The sequence below is a fragment of the Achromobacter sp. UBA2119 genome, from assembly GCF_002331005.1.
Classification (GTDB): domain Bacteria; phylum Pseudomonadota; class Gammaproteobacteria; order Burkholderiales; family Burkholderiaceae_B; genus Achromobacter; species Achromobacter animicus.
Window position 1 is genome coordinate 663,667 of sequence record NZ_DCYD01000019.1, and the last position, 17,970, is coordinate 681,636.

Below are 17,970 nucleotides of genomic sequence, written 5' to 3' on the forward strand. Positions count from 1 at the left end.
TATGTCGTTGCTGGACAAGAGTTTCGATCGCACGCTGGACGCCTGGACGCACGCCTACATGGCGCCGGCGTGGCGTGGCGCTGTCGTGGAAGGCTGGGTGTTCGAAGGCGTGGACGCCCGGCGTGCCGCGCAGGCCAAGCTTGAACAGGCGGGCGTGACGGCGCGCTTTCGCAGCGCGTACAAACCGCTCGTGCACTATTTCCTTGAAGAGGTGGAGCGCGAGGGCCTGGTCTCGGCCGAGATCCGCTATCCGCTGCACGAACACGCGCAGGCCAAGCGCTTCACGCTGGAGGCCTATCCGCTCGTGGCGTTGCTGAAAGACGTGCGCGTGACGATGCTGCCCGGCGCCGACGATCTGCACTACGACGTGCGCTTGGCGTATGCCGACGGCCGCACGCTCGACACCCGCGTGTTCGCGCCGAACCAGCTTGGGCATGCGCCGGACGGAACGCCGGAGCTGTCGCCTACCGGCTGGCTGCGCGTGCAGGACGCCAGCGGCGCCGTGCAGACCGATGCCGCGCAGGCCACCGAGTACCAGTTGCTCTTTCGCAGCATCCTGGACACGGTTCGCAACCACACGTGGGGTGCGCACGAGCCGTATTTCGACCGGCTGGAAATCCGCGTGGATCTGCCCGGCATCGACTTCGCGCTGCCGGTGGACGAGGAAATCGTCAGCACGTTCGAAGCGCTGCACGAGGACATCTACTTCTCGCTGCTGGAGCACTTCCAGCAGCATTCCGGCCGCCCCTCCGGCGACCGCGGCTTGCAACCCGGCCAGATCATTCCCGACATCCGCCGCCACGACGGCGCGCCGCGCGTGCAGATCTCGGTGGAGCCCTTCGCCCCGGTCGCTCCTGTGACGCCGGCCGCGCTTCCCGGTCCGCTGGCGCAAGCCCGAGAGCCGTTGTCGGCCGCGCAGATCGCCGGCTGCATGGCGGCCTTTGGCGGCGACACCTTCCAAGCCGTGTCACGCCAAGGCCGACCCGTGTTGGGCACCTATGTGCGCGGGTCCGGCCCGGCCGTCTTCATTTCCGGCGCGCAGCATGCCAACGAAACCTCTGGTGTCGTGGGCGCCTTGCGTGCGGCCGAAGCGCTGGCCGCACGCGGCGACGCGCATTTCGCATTGATTGCCTCCGAGAACCCGGATGGCTATGCGCTCTTTAACCGGCTGCGCGAGCACCACCCGCGCCACATGCTGCACGCGTCGCGCTACAGCGCGCTGGGGGACGACATCGCCTACCGCGAACGCGCGCCGTTTTTCGAACGGGACGGCCGTCACCAGGCGCATGCGATCAGCGGCGCGCAGTTGCATATCAACCTGCATGGCTATCCCGCGCACGAATGGACGCGTCCGCTGTCGGGTTACCTGCCGCGCCACTTCGAGCTGTGGACTATTCCCAAGGGGTTCTTCCTGGTCCTGCGCCATCATCCGGGATGGGCCGACCGCGCTCAACGGTTGATCGAAGGCGTCACCGCGCGGCTGGCGCGCAACGTGCCGGGGCTGGTGGAGTTCAACGCGCGGCAGTTGGAACTCTTTCAGGCCCATGCGCTCGAAAAGGGTTTTGACGTGCTTAACGGCATCCCCGTGCAGGTCACGGAGACCGACCGCGAGGAGCTTCCCATGGCGCTGATTTCGGAGTTTCCGGATGAAACGGTCTACGGAGACCGATTCGTTTTCGCGCATACTGTGCAGATGGAAACCGTCCTGGCAGCCACGGACCTGTATCGCGCCGGGCTTTAGCGGCTTACCGGTGTCTGACACCCAAGCAATAAGAAAATGAAAATCCGAGAACGCAACCACGGCGACGACCTGGCCCTGGTGGACATCTGGCTCCGTTCGGTGCGCGCCACCCACACTTTTCTGACTGAAAAGGAAATCCAGGCCATGTACCCGCAGGTGCTGAACACGTACCTGCCGTCCGTCAGGGTCTGGGTCTGTGAGGACGATGCCGGCGAAGTGGCCGGCTTCATGGGTCTGACCGGCAACAAGGTCGAGATGCTGTTCGTGGATGCCAACAAGCGAGGCAAAGGCGCTGGCCGCCGCCTGCTGAATTTTGCGCGATCGCTGCACGGCACGCTGCTGGTGGACGTGAACGAGCAGAATCCGCAGGCGCATGGCTTCTACAAGCACTACGGATTTCAGGACGTGGGCCGCTCGGCCTACGATGACTCGGGCCGTCCCTTCCCCATCATCCACATGAAGCTTGCCGGCTGAAGCATCCGCTTCAGTTGCCGTGCGCCTCGTGCCGCGCGCGCCACGCCTTCAGCGCTTCGCGGTAGCGGTCCATCGCTTCGTCGTAAACGTCATAGACGCAGGGGATGCAGCCGCTGTTGCAGCATTCGTCAGGCGCGGGACGCTCGGGCGGAACAGGCGGCGGGTCGTCGTTGGATGTTGCGGCGGGGCTCGACTTGCCGCCAGTCGGTTTTTTCGTGCTCATCGCGTCATGTTAGCGCCGCGCACCCAGCTCGGGCGCGTCGCACGCCCTCACACGCCTTCCCGCTTGCGCCAGTCCGCGCGGCGGATTTCGTAGCAGACCTTGGGCTCCGGCGCGTCGCCGGTCATGCCGACATAACGCATCCCGGTCTTTTCCATGACGCGTTGCGACGCCAGGTTTGAACGCAGCGCCACGGCGCCCAGCACGTCGACGGGCAACAGCCGAAACCCCAGCCCGATCAGCGCACGCGAAATCTCCGGCGCGAAACCCTTGCCCCAGCAGTCGGGATGCAAGGCATAGGCCAGTTCAACACTGGCCCGCCCCGGCGCAGTGGACACCTTCAACCCCGCGCGGCCCGCGGGCCGGCCCGTGTCGCGGTCTTGCAGCACATACATGCCATAGCCATGCTCGGTCCAGTGGACGATGTTCTGCGCCACGTAGCGCCGGCTGGCCGCCGCGTCGCGCGTGCCTCCCATGGACTGCATGAGATCGGCATTGGCGTGCATTTCGATCATGAACGGCAAATGCGCCTGGGACATCCGGCTGGCGGACAGGCGCAGGGTCTGGAAATCGTCGGGGAACTCGGTGGACGGCATGGGAGTCGGAGGCGATGGCGGACGAAGTTCGGGGACGGGCTGGCCGTCCGGACGGCGGACCCGCCGATCATACCGGCCGGCGCGGTCTTGCACACTTGCGCCTAACCCTCACCCGCGCCGCAGCCCCACGAAACTCCAAAGAAAAAACGCAATGCGCTCGCAGGGGCCGGCCAAGGCCGCAGCGGATTCGCCGCGGCCCGCCGCTGCGCCATCGGCGCCTCGCTTATTGCTCGGGATACGCACGCATGGCAGCGGGCTGTTCCGCCACCAGCGCGTCCAGGATGCGCTTGCCCACGCGACCGTCCTGCGGCAGGTTCAGGCGCTCCTGCTCTGCCCTCACGGCATCGCGGGTCTTGCCGCCCGGGATGCCGTCGGCCACGCCGATGTCGTGGCCGCGGCCATAAAGCTGCTTCTGCAGTTCCTTGATCTGCGCGCGCGACAGGCCGGGATCGTCGGTCGGCCATGCGGTCACCAGCGCCGGGCCGCCTTGCAAGCGATTCAGCAACAGCGACACGGCCAGGCCATAGCGGCGCGACTGGTTGTAGTGCAGGATCGCGTCGAAATTGACCGTGGCCAGGAACACCGGTCCGCGCGCGCCGGTCGGCGCGAACAGGTACGCCTGCTGGTCGTTGCCCGAAGGCAGCTTCAACACCGAGCCGTCTCCTTGCTTGACGCCGGCCTGCGCCCATTGGGCGATCGTGCGGCGGTCCTTGGATCCCACGTACTCGGCGTCGGGCTCGGGCGGGATCGCGGCGGCCAGCTCGGCCGGCACGCGCACTTCCACGACGGCGGGCAACCCATGCGTCCACTGGGCGCGGCGCTTGCGCAGATGGTTCGCCGTGGAGGCCAGCGCGTCGGGCAGCGAGTTGTAGAGGTCGATGCGGCCGTCGCCATCGCCGTCGGCAGCCAGTTCGTAGAACGAAGTCGGAATGAATTGGGTCATGCCGAACGCGCCGCTCCAGGATCCGACGAACTTGTCGGCGGGCACGGTGCCGTCGCGCAAGAGGCGTACGGACGCGTAGGCGTTCTTTTCCCAAAGCGGCTTGTTCTCGGTGCAGGCGCGCGTCAGCCAGGCATTGAGCACGTCGGTCTTGCCGACCTGGCGGCCGTAGTTGGTTTCGATGCCGAAGATGGCGACCAGCGTCGCGGGGTCAACCTGGTATTGCTGGCTGATGGCGCCAAGCTGCTTGCCGTATTTGGAGAGCACGGCCTTGCCGTCCTGAACGCGCTCGTCATCGACCGTCTTGGCGATGTAGTCCCACCAGCTTTCGCGGCCCTCGGGCTGGCCCTTGGCCGACGCGACGGTCGTGGGCAGCAGCGTGGCGTTGGCCGTGTATTTGTCCCAGTCGGCGACGGTCAGGCCGTTGGCCGTGGCGCCCTTGCGCAGCTTGTCGATGCAGGCCTTGGTGTCGAGTTCGGTGGGGACGATGACGGTCGGCGCGGCGGCAGCGGCGGCGGCCGGGGCGGCGGTGGCGGTGGCGGCGGGCGCGGCAGACGCAGCAGGTGCAGCCGGAGCAGCGGCAGCAGCAGGCGCGGTGGCGGGGGCCGCAGCGGGTGCAGCGGCCGGTGCCGCAGCAGGCGATGCATGCGCCGCCGGCGCGGGCGTATCGTCGAAGCTGCGCTTGGGTTTCAGCACAGGCTGTTGCTGTTCCGGCGCGGGCGTCTGGACACGCGATCCGGTGGCCGATCCGGGCGACTGCGCCTGCGCGGCGCTGGCGGCAGCGGCGGTCAGTGCCGCGGCCAGCAGCACGCGGGAAAGGCTGTCGATTCGAGGACGGGAGAAACTCTGGCGCATGGCTTTCCTGAAAAATCGAAGTCAGCCGGGATCGTACCGCGACCAGCCGCCGAAATCGAACGCGCCCCCCCCCTGCTAGGCCGCCGCGCCGTGCTGGAATTCCGCCGGTGGCGCGCGCAGCACGCGCCGGCACAGCCACATCGCAATCAGGCTGAAAATCGCAAAGCCGCCCATCTGCCCCAGCATCACGCCCTCGGGCCCGCCCAGGTGCGCGCCCAGCCACACGAAGGGTATGGTGCCCACCGTGGCGCGCAGCCAGCCGATGGCGGTGGAATACGTGGCGTATCCCAGGTTGTTGAACACCGAGATCGCGACGAAGAACAGGCTGTTCAGCGCCCACGCAAAGCTGCCGACACGGCAGAAGAAGACGATCAGGTCGCGCCCGGGACCCGTGACCTTGAAGACATCCGGCATCCACGGCGCCAGCACTGCCAGCACGACGGCCGCCGAGAACCCGTACAGCAACGCCCAGCGCGTCGTAAGCGCCACGGTGGCCTTCACGCGGTCCCAGTGGCCGGCCCCCAGGTTCTGCCCGAGGATCGGGCCGATGGCGCCGGGCAGCACGAAGAACAGCGAATAGGCCAGTTGCAGCAGCCGGTCGACCACCGTGGCGCCCGCCAGCACGCTGGGACCGAAGCTGGAATAGGTAGAGACGGTAAAGATGACCGCCGCCGGCGTGGCCAGGGTGGTCAGCGCCGCAGGCATGGCGATATTGCCGATGGCGCCCAGGTGCTCGCGTAGTTCCCGCGCGGGCGGCCAGGTCACCAGCCGGTGCTTGCGGAACACCAGCCAGGCGCCCAGCACCACGGTGGCGACGCGCCCCACCCCGCCGGCCCAGGCAATGCCCTCCATGCCGCCGTCCAGCACGAAGATGACGATGGGGTCGAGCACGGCGACCGTGCCGGTGCCGGCCAGCAGCACCCACATCGACTGCCGCCCCTGGCCGGCTGCGCGCAGCAGATTCGACAGCATCATTCCGATACCCATGACCACCGCGAACGGCGTGGTGATGAGCACGTACGACAGCAAATGGTCGCGCACGTCTTCGGCCAGGCCAATGGCGGCGGTGAACGGGCCGATCGCCGCCAGAAACATCGCGCCCGTCGCCACCGCGGCGGCGGCCATCAGGATCAGCGACGCGCCCGCAAGCGTGCGCGCCCGGCCGGCGTCCTGGGCGCCAAGCGCACGCGAGACCAGCGCCGCGCCGCCCACCGTGACGCCGATGCAGACGGACGTGATGGTGAATTGCGTCATGGACCCGAAGCCCACCGCGCCCAATACGGCTTCGTCCTCGAGCGTGCCCAGGTAAAGCAGCGACAGGAACTCCACGGCGAAGACGGCCAGCATGCTGGCCCAGCCGGTCAGGATCATTTCGAGCACGTGCCCGCCGAGCGGGCCGGTCACGAAGCGGGCGTGGGATGCGGGTGCGTTCAAGGCAGGTCTGCCATTGCGCGACGAGGCGTGAGCGGCATTACTGGCGCGGGGCCATTGCGCGGCGTTGTTTGCGTGCCGTTATTGCGCAGCCTGCGGCGCGTCGCGCAATTGCGCCAGGCGCTGCACCGCCAGTTCATAACCCTGGGCCGCGGCGGCCTCGTACCAGCGCAGCGCTTCCTTCATGTCGAAGTGCTCCATGACGAGGCCCTGCATGTATTGGGCGCCCGGCTCGCCGCGTTGCGCGGCGGCCAGCATCGCCCGTTCGGCCATGCCGTCCTGGCGCGGCGATTCGCCATAGATGTGGGCGTTGCCGCCCTCGATGGTGCCGCCCAGCTCGCGCAGCGACGGCGGGGTCTGTATGAACAGCTGGCGCCAGAACATCGCGACCAGCACCACGAATAGCGCAAAAAAGAAGGTCCAGGTGAAAAGCCGTTTGGCGGTCATGTTTTTCTCGGTCTCGGTGAAGGCAGGCTCGCGCCCGCGGAATTCAGGGATGATTGGTAGCGGGCGCAAACCAGTATTGGAACAAATCGCCGCGATTGGTGTACCAGGGCAGCAGCATTCCGATGCTGTCGGACTCGCGTTGCACCGTCAGCAGCAGCCCGCCTGCGTCCTTGCGCAGAACGGCAACATAACGCCGCACACCCATGGATTCATGCTGGCGCCAATCATGCCGCACGCTGATCCATAGCCGGCCTTGCGTGCAACCGGCAGCGCGCCAGATCGTGTTGCCGGGGCGCATGGGCTCGCCGCCCGAGGCCATGGAGCTGGCGCCGTCGTCGTGGACGGCAAGTAGCGCGGCCTCGTGCGCCCCTTGCCCATCACTCGTCTCGATCTGCCAACCGCGCGCATCAGCCACGAACGAAACGGTCGAGCGGGGTGACGGCTTCCACGCCGGAAGCGGCGCATCGCGCATGCCCGGCAGGTCCAAGGGGTAAAGCAAAAATCCACGCAGGTCTTCGAGCAGGACAGCGTCGGCATCGCCCGCGCGGCGTTCGCCCTGGGCGCGATAAGTGCCGGTCAGGTCGGGACATTGCGCCGGATCCGACGGCAACAGGACTTGCGTGTTGTCTTTGAAGGACGGCCACCTCACGGCGACCTCGTCCACGCGCGACGCGGTGCAGCCGGCCAGCGCCGCGGCCAGCAAGGTGATCGTTGCGAGGACGCTGGCACGTTTGGCGTTAGGCCAGCCTTCACGCTGGGTGACGCATTGCGCGGCACACCAGCCGCCCCGCTCCTTCAAAGTCAATGCCGCTCTCCCGTTGCAAGCCGAAGCCCATGCAGGCGTCGAACTATATCCCGAATCCCGCACTGCGTTGCCAAGCGCCCGGCACGGGAGAATAATCGGCAAATCGCTTCCGCTCCCCTGCGCCATGACACCGTTCCGAGGCAAACTTCGCATCCGGCACCTGGAGATCGTGCTGACCGTCTCCGAATTGGGCAACCTGTCCAAGGCGGCGGCGCAGTTGCACAGCACGCAATCGGGCCTGTCCCGCGCGATCGCCGAGATCGAGGAGCTGGTGGGCGCGCGGCTGTTCGAGCGCACGGCAAAGGGCACGACCTGCACGCCGCTGGGCGACGCCATGTGCCGCCACGCGCGGCAGTTGCTGACCGGTTTTCGCAAGGCCGAGGTCGACCTGGCCGCCGTGTCGCGCGGTGAAGAAGGCAGCCTGACCGTGGGCTGCTTTTCCATGTTTGCGGGCTGGCCGGTGGCGCAGGCCGCGCGCGACTACCGCGAGGCGCATCCGCGCATCACGCTCACCATCGAGATCGGCACGCACGAACGGCTGATCGAGGACCTGGACGCCGGCGCGCTGGACGTGTTGATCAGCCGTTTCTCGTCCACCGTGAATCCGGAGATCTACCGGTCGACCACCCTGCTGGAGGATCCCGTGGTGCTGGCCTGCGCCCCGCATCATCCGCTGACGCGCCTGCCGCAGGCCACGCTGGCCGATTATGTGGCCTATCCGTGGATCACCGCCCTGCCCGGCAGCCGCATCCGCGGCGAGCTGGAATTGTCCCTGCGCCAGGCCGGTCTGGCGATTCCGGATATGATCGGCGTCCTGTCGCTGGAATTCGGCCGCGAATTACTCGTGGACGGACACTACCTGTGGATGCTGCCCGGCAGCGTTGCAGCCGTCCGGCAGGCGCGCGGCGAACTCGCCGTGCTGCCGGCCCGTCCCGCCCTGCGCAGGTCGCCCCTTGCCGCCATCTGGCGCCGCGACCGCCCCAGCACCCGTCAGGCGCGCGCCTTCGCCGCCCAGCTCGAACGCACCATCCAGGCCGATGGCATCGCGCTGGCCGCATGAACCGCGCGCCGCATCCCGAACACGCACCTCATTCATACCGGAGCACCCATGTACGACTGGCTCAACGCATTGCCCAAGGCGGAATTGCACCTGCATCTGGAGGGCACGCTCGAACCCGAGCTGCTCTTCAAGCTGGCGCAGCGCAACGGCGTGGCGCTGCCCTGGCCCGATATCGACGCCCTGCGCGGCGCCTACAACTACAACAACCTGCAGGAATTCCTGGACCTGTACTACATGGGCGCGGACGTCCTGCGCACCGAGCAGGACTTCTACGACCTGACGTGGGCCTACCTGCTCAAATGCCACGAGCAGAACGTGGTGCACACCGAGCCCTTCTTCGATCCGCAGACCCACACCGACCGCGGCGTGCCGTTCGAGACCGTGCTGAATGGCATCAGCCAGGCGCTGGCTGACGGCCGCAAGCAACTGGGCGTGACCAGCGGGCTGATCCTCAGCTTTCTGCGCCATCTGCCCGAAGAACAGGCGATGCGTACGCTGGAGCAGGCATTGCCGTATCGCGACGCCTTCATCGCCGTGGGCCTGGACAGCAGCGAACAAGGCTTTCCGCCGCGCCTCTTCCAGCGGGTGTTCGACCGTGCGCGCGCCGAAGGCCTGCCGGCCGTGGCGCATGCGGGCGAAGAGGGTCCGCCCGAATACATCTGGGAGGCGCTGGACCTGCTGAAGGTGCTGCGTATCGACCACGGCGTGCGCGCCGCCGAAGACCCGAAGTTGATCGCGCGCCTGATCGACGAGCAGATTCCGCTGACCGTCTGTCCGCTGTCCAACACCCGGCTGCGCGTGTTCGATCACATGCGCGAGCACAACATCCTGTCGCTGCTGGATGCCGGGGTGAAGGTCACGGTCAACTCCGACGATCCCGCCTACTTCGGCGGCTATGTCACCGAGAATTTCCACGCGCTCCACGAACACCTGGGCATGACACGCGAGCAGGCGCAGGCGCTGGCGGACAACAGCCTGGACGCACGCATCGCCAAATAGCGGAAGGTTCCGATGGCGGGATCCGGGTCGCCACGTTCCGGACAGCCCCCATCCAGCCATGCGTGTTGCGCATGGCTATGTTCAAAACCGGAATGCCCGGCGCGGCACTTTCCTCCCTACCATTAGTCCGGCGGCAGCACAGATTGCCGCCGCTGGACGATGAACAACGATACAAGGGGCAGGAATATGAGTGAACGCGTAAAGGCGGCGCTGCGCACTGGCACGCTGGTAGGCGTGCGCGACGGCGGCGTGTGCCGCTATGGCGCCATTCCGTATGCGCAGGCACCCGTGGGCGAACTGCGCTTTGCACCGCCGCAACCGGCGGACATTCGCGGCGAATTCGACGCTTCGGGTACCGGCCCCGTCCCGCCGCAGTTGCCCTCGCGCCTGCGCGGCGCCATGGGCGATTTCGACGCCGAACAATCCGAAGACTGCCTGCACCTGACGGTCTGGACGCCGGCCGCGGACGGCAAGCGCCGCCCCGTCGTCGTGTGGCTGCACGGCGGCGCCTGGCAAAGCGGCGGCGGCGCGCTGGACTGGTACGACGGCGCCCGCCTGGCCGAACGCGGCGACGTAGTGGTCGTGGCCGTCAACTACCGGCTGGCCGCGCTGGGCTGGCTGTACGTGACCGGGCAAACGGCCAACGTCGGCTTGCTGGATCAGGAACTGGCGATCGACTGGGTGCTCGACCACATCCAGGATCTGGGCGGCGATCCGGCGCGCATCACGGTCATGGGTCAATCGGCAGGCGCCTCGTCGATCTGCGCCATGCTGGCGCGCCAGCCACGCTTCTCCCGCGCCATCCTGCAAAGCGCCGCGCTGGGCCGCGGCTTTCGCAGCGCGCAGCAGGCCGACGCGCTGGGTCAGGTCTTTCTGCGCGCGGCCGGCGCCGACTCGCTTTCGGCGGCGCGCGAGCTGCCGGTGTCCGCGTTGCTGGCGGCGCAGCAGGCGCCCGAGGTCGTGCAGGCCCTGCGGGCCGAAGGCAGCAGCCGCAGTCTGTTCTCACCGGTGCTGGACGGCCAGGTGCTGCCGCAAGAAATCACACCCGCGCTCCTTACCGCCGCGGGCCGCGCGGACGTACTGGTCTGCTACACGCGCGACGAAATGGCCGCGTTCCCGGACCACGGCACCGACGGCGCCAGCCAGGAGATGGGCGACGCCGTGTTCGGCGCGCCCTCCCGGCTGTGGGCCTGGCAGGCCGTGGCCCAAGGCCGCAACGCCTGGCTGGCGCGCTTTGACGTCGCGCCGACGGACCGCTTCGGCGCCTGCCACTGCATTGAATTGCCGTTCGTGTTCGACACGCTGCAGGCATTTGCCGATGCCCCGATGTTGGCGGGACTGCCCGCCGCGCAGGGCGAGCAACTGGCGCGCCAGACCCAGACCGCGTGGCTGGCATTCATCCGGGGCGACGCGCCGGATTGGCCGCAAGCGCCACACATGCAGATCCTGGCCTGAGCCCGCTACGCCACACGACAGGCGCCGGCCTTGCCGCCGCGCCCCGCATACCAACAACACAAGGGGAATTCCATGTTCAAGCAAACCTTCCTCGCGCTGGCGCTCGCCCTGCCGCTTGCCGCCACCGCCGCCTATCCCGACAAGCCGGTCAAGATCATCGTGTCCAATCCGCCCGGCGGTCCGGTCGACGTCATGCTGCGCGTCCTCGCCAGCAAACTCGGCGCGGCCTGGGGCCAGCCCGTGGTCGTGGAAAACAAGCCGGGCGCCTCGGGCATCATCAGCACCGGCGCACTGGTCAAGTCGGCGCCCGACGGCTACACGCTCGGCATGGTCGTCGCGTCGTCCGTGACCATCGTGCCGTTCGCGGTGGACAGCCTGCCGTTCGACACGCAAAAGGACTTGCAGCCCATCTCGCTGGTGGCGCGCACGCCGTTCATCTTCATCGTGCCCAAGGACAGTCCCCTCAAGACCTGGGAAGACTTCGTGCGCGAAAGCAAGACGCGAAACTTGAGCGTGGGCTCGTTCTCGATCGGCACCGCGTTTCACCTGGTCTGGGAACAGACGGCGCGGCGCGCCGGCATCAAGGCGCTGTACGTGCCGTCATCCTCATCGGGCAAGACGCAGAATGACCTGATCGGCGGGCAGCTCGACGTGGGCCTGGACGCGCCGTCCAGCTCGAAAGGCCTGATCGACAGCGGACGGCTGCGGGCGCTGGCAATCACCAGTCCGCAACGCTTTGGCGGCCTGCCCGACACGCCCACGTTGAAGGAGTCGGGACTGGACTACGCGCCGCAGCCGTGGATCGGCCTGATGGGACCGGCCGGCATCCCCAAGGACCGCGTCGCGCAGATCCAGAAGGCCGTGACCGACATCCTGAAGGATCCGGCCATGAAAGCGCAGATGGAAACGCTGGGCATGATTCCGATCGGCAGTTCGCCCGAGGAACTGGCGGCCACCATCGAGGCCGATCGCGCCGAAATGGGACCGCTGATCAAGGAGCTGGGCATCAAGCTGCAATAGCGCCGGCGCGCGGGAAATTCCGCGCAACGTCGCGACACGGTCAATTCTTCATGGCTTCCGAACCGGAATCGCTTCGGAAGCCAAGGCGGCATAAGCAAACGGCTACAAATTCTTTGTCAGCCGCCGCCCCGCTTCTTACAGTGTGCGCCTTTGCCGCTCTGCGGCCGCACGACAGAAGCTTTCGCCATGCCGATCTCCCGACGCAAATTCCTGCTTGCCAGCACGCTGGCGCTGCCGCTGGCTCGGCCTCGTCTGGCGCGCGCGTCAGACTGGCCCGCGCGTCCCATCCGTCTTGTCGTCACGTTCCCGCCCGGTGGCGCGAGCGACATCACCGCGCGCATCATTGCGCCCGTGTTGGCCGAACGGCTGGGTCAGTCCATCGTCATCGAAAACAAGCCGGGCGCGGGCTCGACCATCGGCGCAAACCTTGTCGCACAGTCGCCCGCCGACGGCTACACGTTGCTGATGTCGAACTCGGCGCCCCTATCGATCTCGCCGGCGCTGATGCCGCAGGGCGGTTACGACGCGCTGGCGAGCTTCCGCCATATTGCCTACCTGGGCGCGGTGCCCACGGTGTTTGTCGTGCACCCGTCCGTGCCGGTGTCCAGCCTTGCCGAGCTGACCGCCTGGATCAAGGCGCAGGACCAGCCGGTGCAATACGGAAGCGGCGGGCTGGCGTCCGTGGGGCAGATCGTGGGCGAGCTGTATTCGCGGCAGACGGGCGCGCCGCTGCAGCACATTCCGTACAAGGGTTCCGGCGCCATGCGCAACGATCTGCTGGGCGGACAGATCCGCGTGGCGGTGGATGCCCTGCCGCAGAACCTGCCCTTCCTGCGTTCGGGGCAACTGCGTCTGTTGGCTGTCACCACGCAGGATCGCGTGCCGCAGGCGCCCAGCATCGCTTCGGTGGGCGAATTGGGCTATCCGGGCCTGGTCGCGGAAAACTTCATCGGGCTCTCCGCCCCCGCGGGCCTGCCCGACGCGGTGGCCGTGCGGTTGCACGCGGAGGTCGGATCCGTGCTGGGCAATCCGGACATTCGGGCCAAGCTCGAGGGCCAGGGCTTCGTGCTGGCGCAGAAGACGCCGGCGGAGTTCACCGATTTCGTGCGCCGGCAGGCCGATAGCTGGGGGCCGAGGTGGCGCCGCATTTTCCGCGCTCGCAGTTCGCGATCACACAAGGCAGTCATACGGCGGCCAACGTCGCGAGCTATGAGATTCTGCAGGAGCATTCCGCGTTTCTTGCCGGAATTCTGGCCGGCTTGCGGGCGGAGGGAGATGGCGCGGGCGGCCTGGTCGCGGGGGGACGCCCCGCGGATGGCCGCCCCGCGGATGGCCGCCCCGCACACCTCTCCGGCGAGCGCGTCCGGCCCGGTCTGAAGGGCCGCGCCGCCTTTGCCGACGGCGTGCGCCGCGTGACGGGCCGGGATCCGCTTACGGGTTTTTGCGGCAATCAGCACGACCCCGACCTGGGTGAGGCCTGGACACGTGCGCTCGCCGCACAACGCGCCCGCGTGCTGTTCGCGATGATGGATGGCGGCCGCGACGGCGTCACGCGCGCCTGCCGCGAGGCCGGCATCTGGCAGATCGGCAACGTGCTGGATTGGGTGACCCGCGATCCGGAGGTCTATCTGGCATCGGCGCTGGCGGACTCCGGCCTGTGCGTGGAGCGCGCGGCCGCGGACCACGCCGCGGGCGCGCTGGCCGTGGGACGCACCACGCGTTTCGGCCTGGAGGCAGAAGCCTCGTTGCGGCTCGTGCCGGGCGCAGACGTCACCGCCTACGAGCGGCGCGAGCTGGACGCCTGGTCTGGGCGCCTGGCGTCCGGCGAGATCGAGATTGCCAGCCACTACGACGGCGAGGAATTCGCGCTGTCGTAGATGCCCTCGCAGCGTCACCGCGCCGGCAACATGTGCCGCGTTGCGGGCAACGTGACCCACGGCCCTGCGCACACGTCTCGCGAGCCTTGCGGGCATCCCGCATTGACGCCTCGCGATGCCGTGGCTACAGTGGCCGGCAGTCTTGCGGCATGGCCTTTGCGCCGCATTCCCGAACCGCCTGCGGTCCCGCCGTTGGCCCAACACTCCGGATACCCATGAACAGCTTCCGCGTCGGCATCGCCGGCTTCGGCGCCATCGGCCAGGCCGTGGCGCAATCCCTGGATGCGGGCCTGCCCGGCCTGACGCTCGCCGCCGTCGCGGTGCGCGATCCCAACGCCCCGCCCGCCTTCGACTGGAAGAACGGCGCGCCCACCTTCACCACCATCGACGGCCTTGCCGAGCACTGCGACGTGGTCGTGGAATGCGCCCCCGCCGCCGTGTTCCGCGACATCGCCGAACCCGTGCTGCGCGCCGGCAAGAAGATGGTGGTGCTCAGTTCGGGCGCGTTGCTGCGCCACGAAGACCTGATCGGCATCGCGGGCCAGCATGGTGGCCAGGTCATCGTGCCGTCGGGCGCCATTCTTGGGCTGGACGCCATCACCGCCGCCGCGGAAGGCGTCATCCACTCGGTCACGATGATCACCCGCAAACCGGTGCGCGGCCTGCTCGGCGCGCCCTACCTTACCGAAAACAACATCGACATCGAAGGCATCACCGAACCGCGCCTGATCTTCCGCGGCTCGCCGCGCGAGGCCGCCGTAGGCTTTCCGGCCAACCTCAACGTGGCCGTTAGCGTGTCGCTGGCGGGCATCGGCCCGGACCGCACCACGCTGGAAATCTGGGCAGATCCCTCGCTCGAACGCAACGTGCATCGCGTCGAGGTCGTGTCGGATTCCGCGTCGTTTTCGGTGGAAATCCAGAACATCCCTTCGGCCAATCCGAAGACCGGACGCATCACCGCGCAAAGCGTGATCGCCGCGTTGCGCAAGCTGACCGGACCGCTGCGCGTGGGCACCTGATTTTCGGCAAGACGTATAAAAGGCCGCTGCGTGCGGCCTTTTGCATTTGTAGCGCAGTCCTTCAGGCCGCCGCCCGCCGCAGCGCATCGCCGTGACGCGACGCCGGCATCGGGCCGACCTTCCATCGGCCCGTTCCATCCAGATCCAGCCGCTGCGTATGGAAAGCGTCCAGCGTGCTGCGATGGCCCACGCTGACCAGCATGCTGTCCGGCAACGCGTCGCGCAGCAGGCTGTACAGCATGTGTTCCAGTCCTTCGTCCGTGGCCGAAGTGGCCTCGTCCAGAAACACCAGCGCCGGCCGGTTGTACAGCACGCGCGCAAACGCGATGCGCTGCTGCTCGCCCAGCGACAACACGCGCGACCAGTCGTGCACCTCGTCGAGCCGGCTGGCCAGATGTCCCAGGTTGACCTGCCTGAGCGCGTCGGCCAGACGCGCGTCGTCGGCCGGCTGCGCCAGTCCCGGATACGCCACCGCGCCTCGCAGGTCGCCCAGCGGCAGATAAGGCCGCTGCGACAGGAACAACGCGGACTCGCCTTGCGGCCGCCGCACCTCGCCGCTGGCATACGGCCACAGGCCCGCCAGCGCGCGCAGCAAGGTCGTCTTGCCGCTACCCGACGGCCCCTTGATCAGCAGGGCCTGACCGGGATGCAGGCGCAGGTTCAGGTTTTCCAGAAGACGCGCGCCATCCGGGCGCGACACGTTCAGGCCTTCGATCTGCAGCCCATCCGGCAGGGCTTGCGTCTGCACCTGCGGCAGCGCGCGCGCGGCCTCGTTGGCATCCAGGAATCCGTTCAGACGATCCAGCGTGGCGCGGTACTGCGCGAAGGTGTCGTACGAACTGCGAAAGAACGACAGCGATTCCTGGACCTGCCCGAACGCCTGCGACGTCTGCATGACATCGCCCAGTTTGATTGCCCCGCTGAAGAAACGCGGCGCCTGCAGGATGAACGGAAACACCACCGCGATCTGGCTGACCGACAGGTTGAAGCCGTCGAACTTCAAGCCCCGGTACACGCGCTGCCAGAGATTGGCGATGTAGGAGGTGAAGCGGGTCCACAGGGTCGCGCGCTCGACTTCCTCGCCCTGGTAGAACGCGACGTTTTCGGCGTTCTCGCGCAGACGCACCAGCGCATAACGGAAGTTGGCGGTCAGACGCTCGGACAGGAAGTTCAGCTTGATGAGCGGACGCCCGATCTTGAAGGCCAGCCACGTGGCGACGATGACGTACAGGTACACCACGAACACCATGGCGCGCGGGATTTCGACGCCGCCGAGCGTCAGCGGACCCGACAACCCCCACAGGATCGACGTGAAGGCCACCAGCGACACGATCGCGCTCAGCGCGCCGATGGCCAGCGTGCGCGAGCCCGTCACGAACTGCGCGATGTCCTGCTCGATCCGCTGGTCGGGGTTGTCGACGGGTTCGGCCAGGAAGTGTCCGCGGTAGTAGGCGCCCGCGCCCAGCCAGTCGCGCGTCAGCCGATCATTCAGCCAGACGCGCCAATGGATGTCGAAGGCCTGCCCCACATAGCTGTCGGCCAGGCTGCGCACCACATGCACGGTGGCGAGCACGGCGAAAATGCCCAGAAAGTGCCAGAAGACGGCCTGATCCAGCGCCTGCAGGGCGCTATAGAACCCGTTGTACCAAAACGAGAACAGCACCGTCATGCGCACTGCGAACATCGCCAGGAACAGCAGCAGCGCCAGCGTCAGCATCGGACGCCAACTGCGGCGGGGCGTGAGATACGGCCAGGCCAGCCGCCAGAATTTGCGGCCCCAGACGGTGGTGCGGGTCAGGACGAGCGTGACGAGCGCCAGCGCGACGGCGGAGATGCCGAATGCGCGCACGAGCCACAGGGCGCTTTCCGCGAGTTGCTGCTGCCAATTCAGATCCATAAGCCCGGAACCTCGCAAAGACGTTCCTGGTTAGACGGCGGGATCGACGGCAGTTCCGGCAAAAACGCGGTTTTAAGCCTGGCTTAAGCCTGATTGAAGGACGTTGAAGGGCCGTTGAAAGACGTGACGCTCTTATTCGGATCTGAGATCCAGATTGGCGAACAGATCCGCCAGCGTCGGCACGCTGCGCGCCGGCCAGATCGCGCTCAAGTCGAAGCTGGGCAGACGCTCGCCATCGCGCACTTCGCAAAAGCGGACGCCCCGAAATCCCATGGACCGGATCCAGCTGGGCAGCAAGGCCACGCCGCAACCGCCCGCCACGCACGACAGCACCGTCAGCGTGAGGCTCGCTTCCTGGTTCACGTGCGCATCGTGGCCGCCCTTGCGCATGGCATCCAGGATGGCCGCATAAAATGCCGGCAGTTGCGTCTGCGGGTACATCACCAGGCCGGCCTGCGCGATCTGCGCCATCGACACCTGGCCGTCGGCATCGACCTCGAATTCGTCGGGCACGGCGGCCACCAGCCGGTCGCGCAACAGCTGGCGCTCTCGCATGCGGCCGCCGACGGCCACGGGCGTGTGCATCAGGCCGATGTCGATGTCGCCGGTCTGCAAAGCCTCGGCCTGTTGGGCGTTGCTCATTTCACGCAGGATGATGCGCACGCCGGGCGCCTGCTTGCGCATCTGACGCAGCGCGCGGGGCAAGGTGTCAAAGAGCGCCGAGGACACGAGTCCCACCGTCAACTGGCCCGCGCTGCCCCGCCCGATCTCCCTGGCGCGCCGGGCCGCCGCATCAATGCGGGCGACGCTGGCGCGCACGTCCTCCAGGATGGCCTGCGCGGCGGGCGTGGGCGTCGTGCCCTGCCGCGACCGCTCGAACAGGCGCACGCCCAGGTCTTTCTCCATACGCGTCAACGCCTGGCTCAGCGCCGGCTGCGCGATGCCCAGCCAGTCCGAGGCGCGGCTCACGCTGCCGTGGTCAACCACTGCCAGGAAGTACCGCAGATGCCGGGTTTCCATATCGTTCCAATATATTTAATGCGCCTTTCCAGAATGGAAAACTATACCCCGACTTCCTAGAATCCCGACTTACAGAACACTACATAGCGCGTCGCCGTTCCGAGAGAGCGGCGC

General features: G+C 67.5%; 16 protein-coding genes and 1 pseudogene. 9 read left to right on the top strand and 8 right to left on the bottom strand.

Going from position 1 to position 17,970, the window contains the following annotated elements; all coding sequences use genetic code 11:
• The first annotated feature begins 1 nt into the window (after nt 1).
• A complete protein-coding gene (locus B3098_RS26600; protein WP_286900127.1) occupies nt 2-1,741 on the top strand; it encodes a peptidase M14 in 1,740 nt (579 codons plus the stop codon).
• A 36-nt stretch (nt 1,742-1,777) separates the two neighbouring features.
• Entirely contained in the window at nt 1,778-2,215 is a 438-nt protein-coding gene (locus B3098_RS26605) for an acetyltransferase (RefSeq protein ID WP_175123558.1), read from the top strand.
• Between the two features lie 10 nt (nt 2,216-2,225).
• On the opposite strand, the gene B3098_RS26610 is transcribed toward B3098_RS26605, so the two are convergent.
• The 6 genes from B3098_RS26610 to B3098_RS26635 all read right to left on the bottom strand — a co-directional run bounded on the left by B3098_RS26610 (nt 2,226) and on the right by B3098_RS26635 (nt 7,509).
• Nucleotides 2,226-2,438 (bottom strand): oxidoreductase-like domain-containing protein, encoded by a 213-nt coding sequence (locus B3098_RS26610; RefSeq protein WP_286900130.1) that lies wholly within the window; start codon nt 2,436-2,438, stop codon nt 2,226-2,228.
• A gap of 47 nt (nt 2,439-2,485) precedes the next feature.
• Entirely contained in the window at nt 2,486-3,031 is a 546-nt protein-coding gene (locus B3098_RS26615) for a GNAT family N-acetyltransferase (protein WP_286900132.1), read from the bottom strand.
• A 223-nt stretch (nt 3,032-3,254) separates the two neighbouring features.
• Nucleotides 3,255-4,826: a lytic murein transglycosylase gene (locus B3098_RS26620; protein WP_286900134.1), complete on the bottom strand. Its 1,572-nt coding sequence runs from the start codon at nt 4,824-4,826 to the stop codon at nt 3,255-3,257.
• Between the two features lie 75 nt (nt 4,827-4,901).
• On the bottom strand, nt 4,902-6,260 hold the full coding sequence (locus B3098_RS26625) for an MATE family efflux transporter (protein WP_286900136.1): 1,359 nt from the start codon (nt 6,258-6,260) through the stop codon (nt 4,902-4,904).
• Between the two features lie 78 nt (nt 6,261-6,338).
• Nucleotides 6,339-6,704 carry a sel1 repeat family protein gene (locus B3098_RS26630; RefSeq protein ID WP_175138143.1) on the bottom strand — a complete coding sequence of 122 codons (366 nt, stop codon included), beginning with the start codon at nt 6,702-6,704 and terminating at the stop codon, nt 6,339-6,341.
• A gap of 43 nt (nt 6,705-6,747) precedes the next feature.
• A complete protein-coding gene (locus tag B3098_RS26635; protein ID WP_286900138.1) occupies nt 6,748-7,509 on the bottom strand; it encodes a hypothetical protein in 762 nt (253 codons plus the stop codon).
• 124 nt (nt 7,510-7,633) lie between these two features.
• On the opposite strand from B3098_RS26635, the gene B3098_RS26640 reads away from it, so the two are divergent.
• From B3098_RS26640 to B3098_RS26670, 7 genes and pseudogenes are all read left to right on the top strand, one after another.
• Nucleotides 7,634-8,569 carry a LysR family transcriptional regulator gene (locus B3098_RS26640; protein WP_286900140.1) on the top strand — a complete coding sequence of 312 codons (936 nt, stop codon included), beginning with the start codon at nt 7,634-7,636 and terminating at the stop codon, nt 8,567-8,569.
• Nucleotides 8,570-8,617: 48 nt separating this feature from the next.
• Nucleotides 8,618-9,568, top strand: coding sequence for an adenosine deaminase (locus B3098_RS26645; protein WP_175123565.1), 951 nt, complete (start codon nt 8,618-8,620; stop codon nt 9,566-9,568).
• A 186-nt stretch (nt 9,569-9,754) separates the two neighbouring features.
• Nucleotides 9,755-11,023 (top strand): carboxylesterase family protein, encoded by a 1,269-nt coding sequence (locus tag B3098_RS26650; RefSeq protein WP_286900142.1) that lies wholly within the window; start codon nt 9,755-9,757, stop codon nt 11,021-11,023.
• A gap of 72 nt (nt 11,024-11,095) precedes the next feature.
• On the top strand, nt 11,096-12,043 hold the full coding sequence (locus B3098_RS26655) for a Bug family tripartite tricarboxylate transporter substrate binding protein (protein WP_175123567.1): 948 nt from the start codon (nt 11,096-11,098) through the stop codon (nt 12,041-12,043).
• Nucleotides 12,044-12,229: 186 nt separating this feature from the next.
• Nucleotides 12,230-13,117: pseudogene (locus tag B3098_RS26660) on the top strand (Bug family tripartite tricarboxylate transporter substrate binding protein); the annotation flags it as partial.
• Nucleotides 13,118-13,179: 62 nt separating this feature from the next.
• Nucleotides 13,180-13,920: a BMP family ABC transporter substrate-binding protein gene (locus B3098_RS26665; protein ID WP_286900144.1), complete on the top strand. Its 741-nt coding sequence runs from the start codon at nt 13,180-13,182 to the stop codon at nt 13,918-13,920.
• 215 nt (nt 13,921-14,135) lie between these two features.
• The gene (locus B3098_RS26670; protein ID WP_286900146.1) at nt 14,136-14,939 is read left to right on the top strand and encodes an aspartate dehydrogenase; all 804 of its coding nucleotides are present in this window, start codon (nt 14,136-14,138) and stop codon (nt 14,937-14,939) included.
• A gap of 61 nt (nt 14,940-15,000) precedes the next feature.
• Here the strand turns inward: B3098_RS26670 and B3098_RS26675 are convergent, their stop codons facing one another.
• Nucleotides 15,001-16,836, bottom strand: coding sequence for an ABC transporter ATP-binding protein/permease (locus B3098_RS26675; protein WP_286900148.1), 1,836 nt, complete (start codon nt 16,834-16,836; stop codon nt 15,001-15,003).
• 132 nt (nt 16,837-16,968) lie between these two features.
• Nucleotides 16,969-17,856, bottom strand: a complete 888-nt coding sequence (locus tag B3098_RS26680) for a LysR family transcriptional regulator (RefSeq protein ID WP_175123573.1) — start codon at nt 17,854-17,856, stop codon at nt 16,969-16,971.
• Nucleotides 17,857-17,970: the final 114 nt, after the last annotated feature.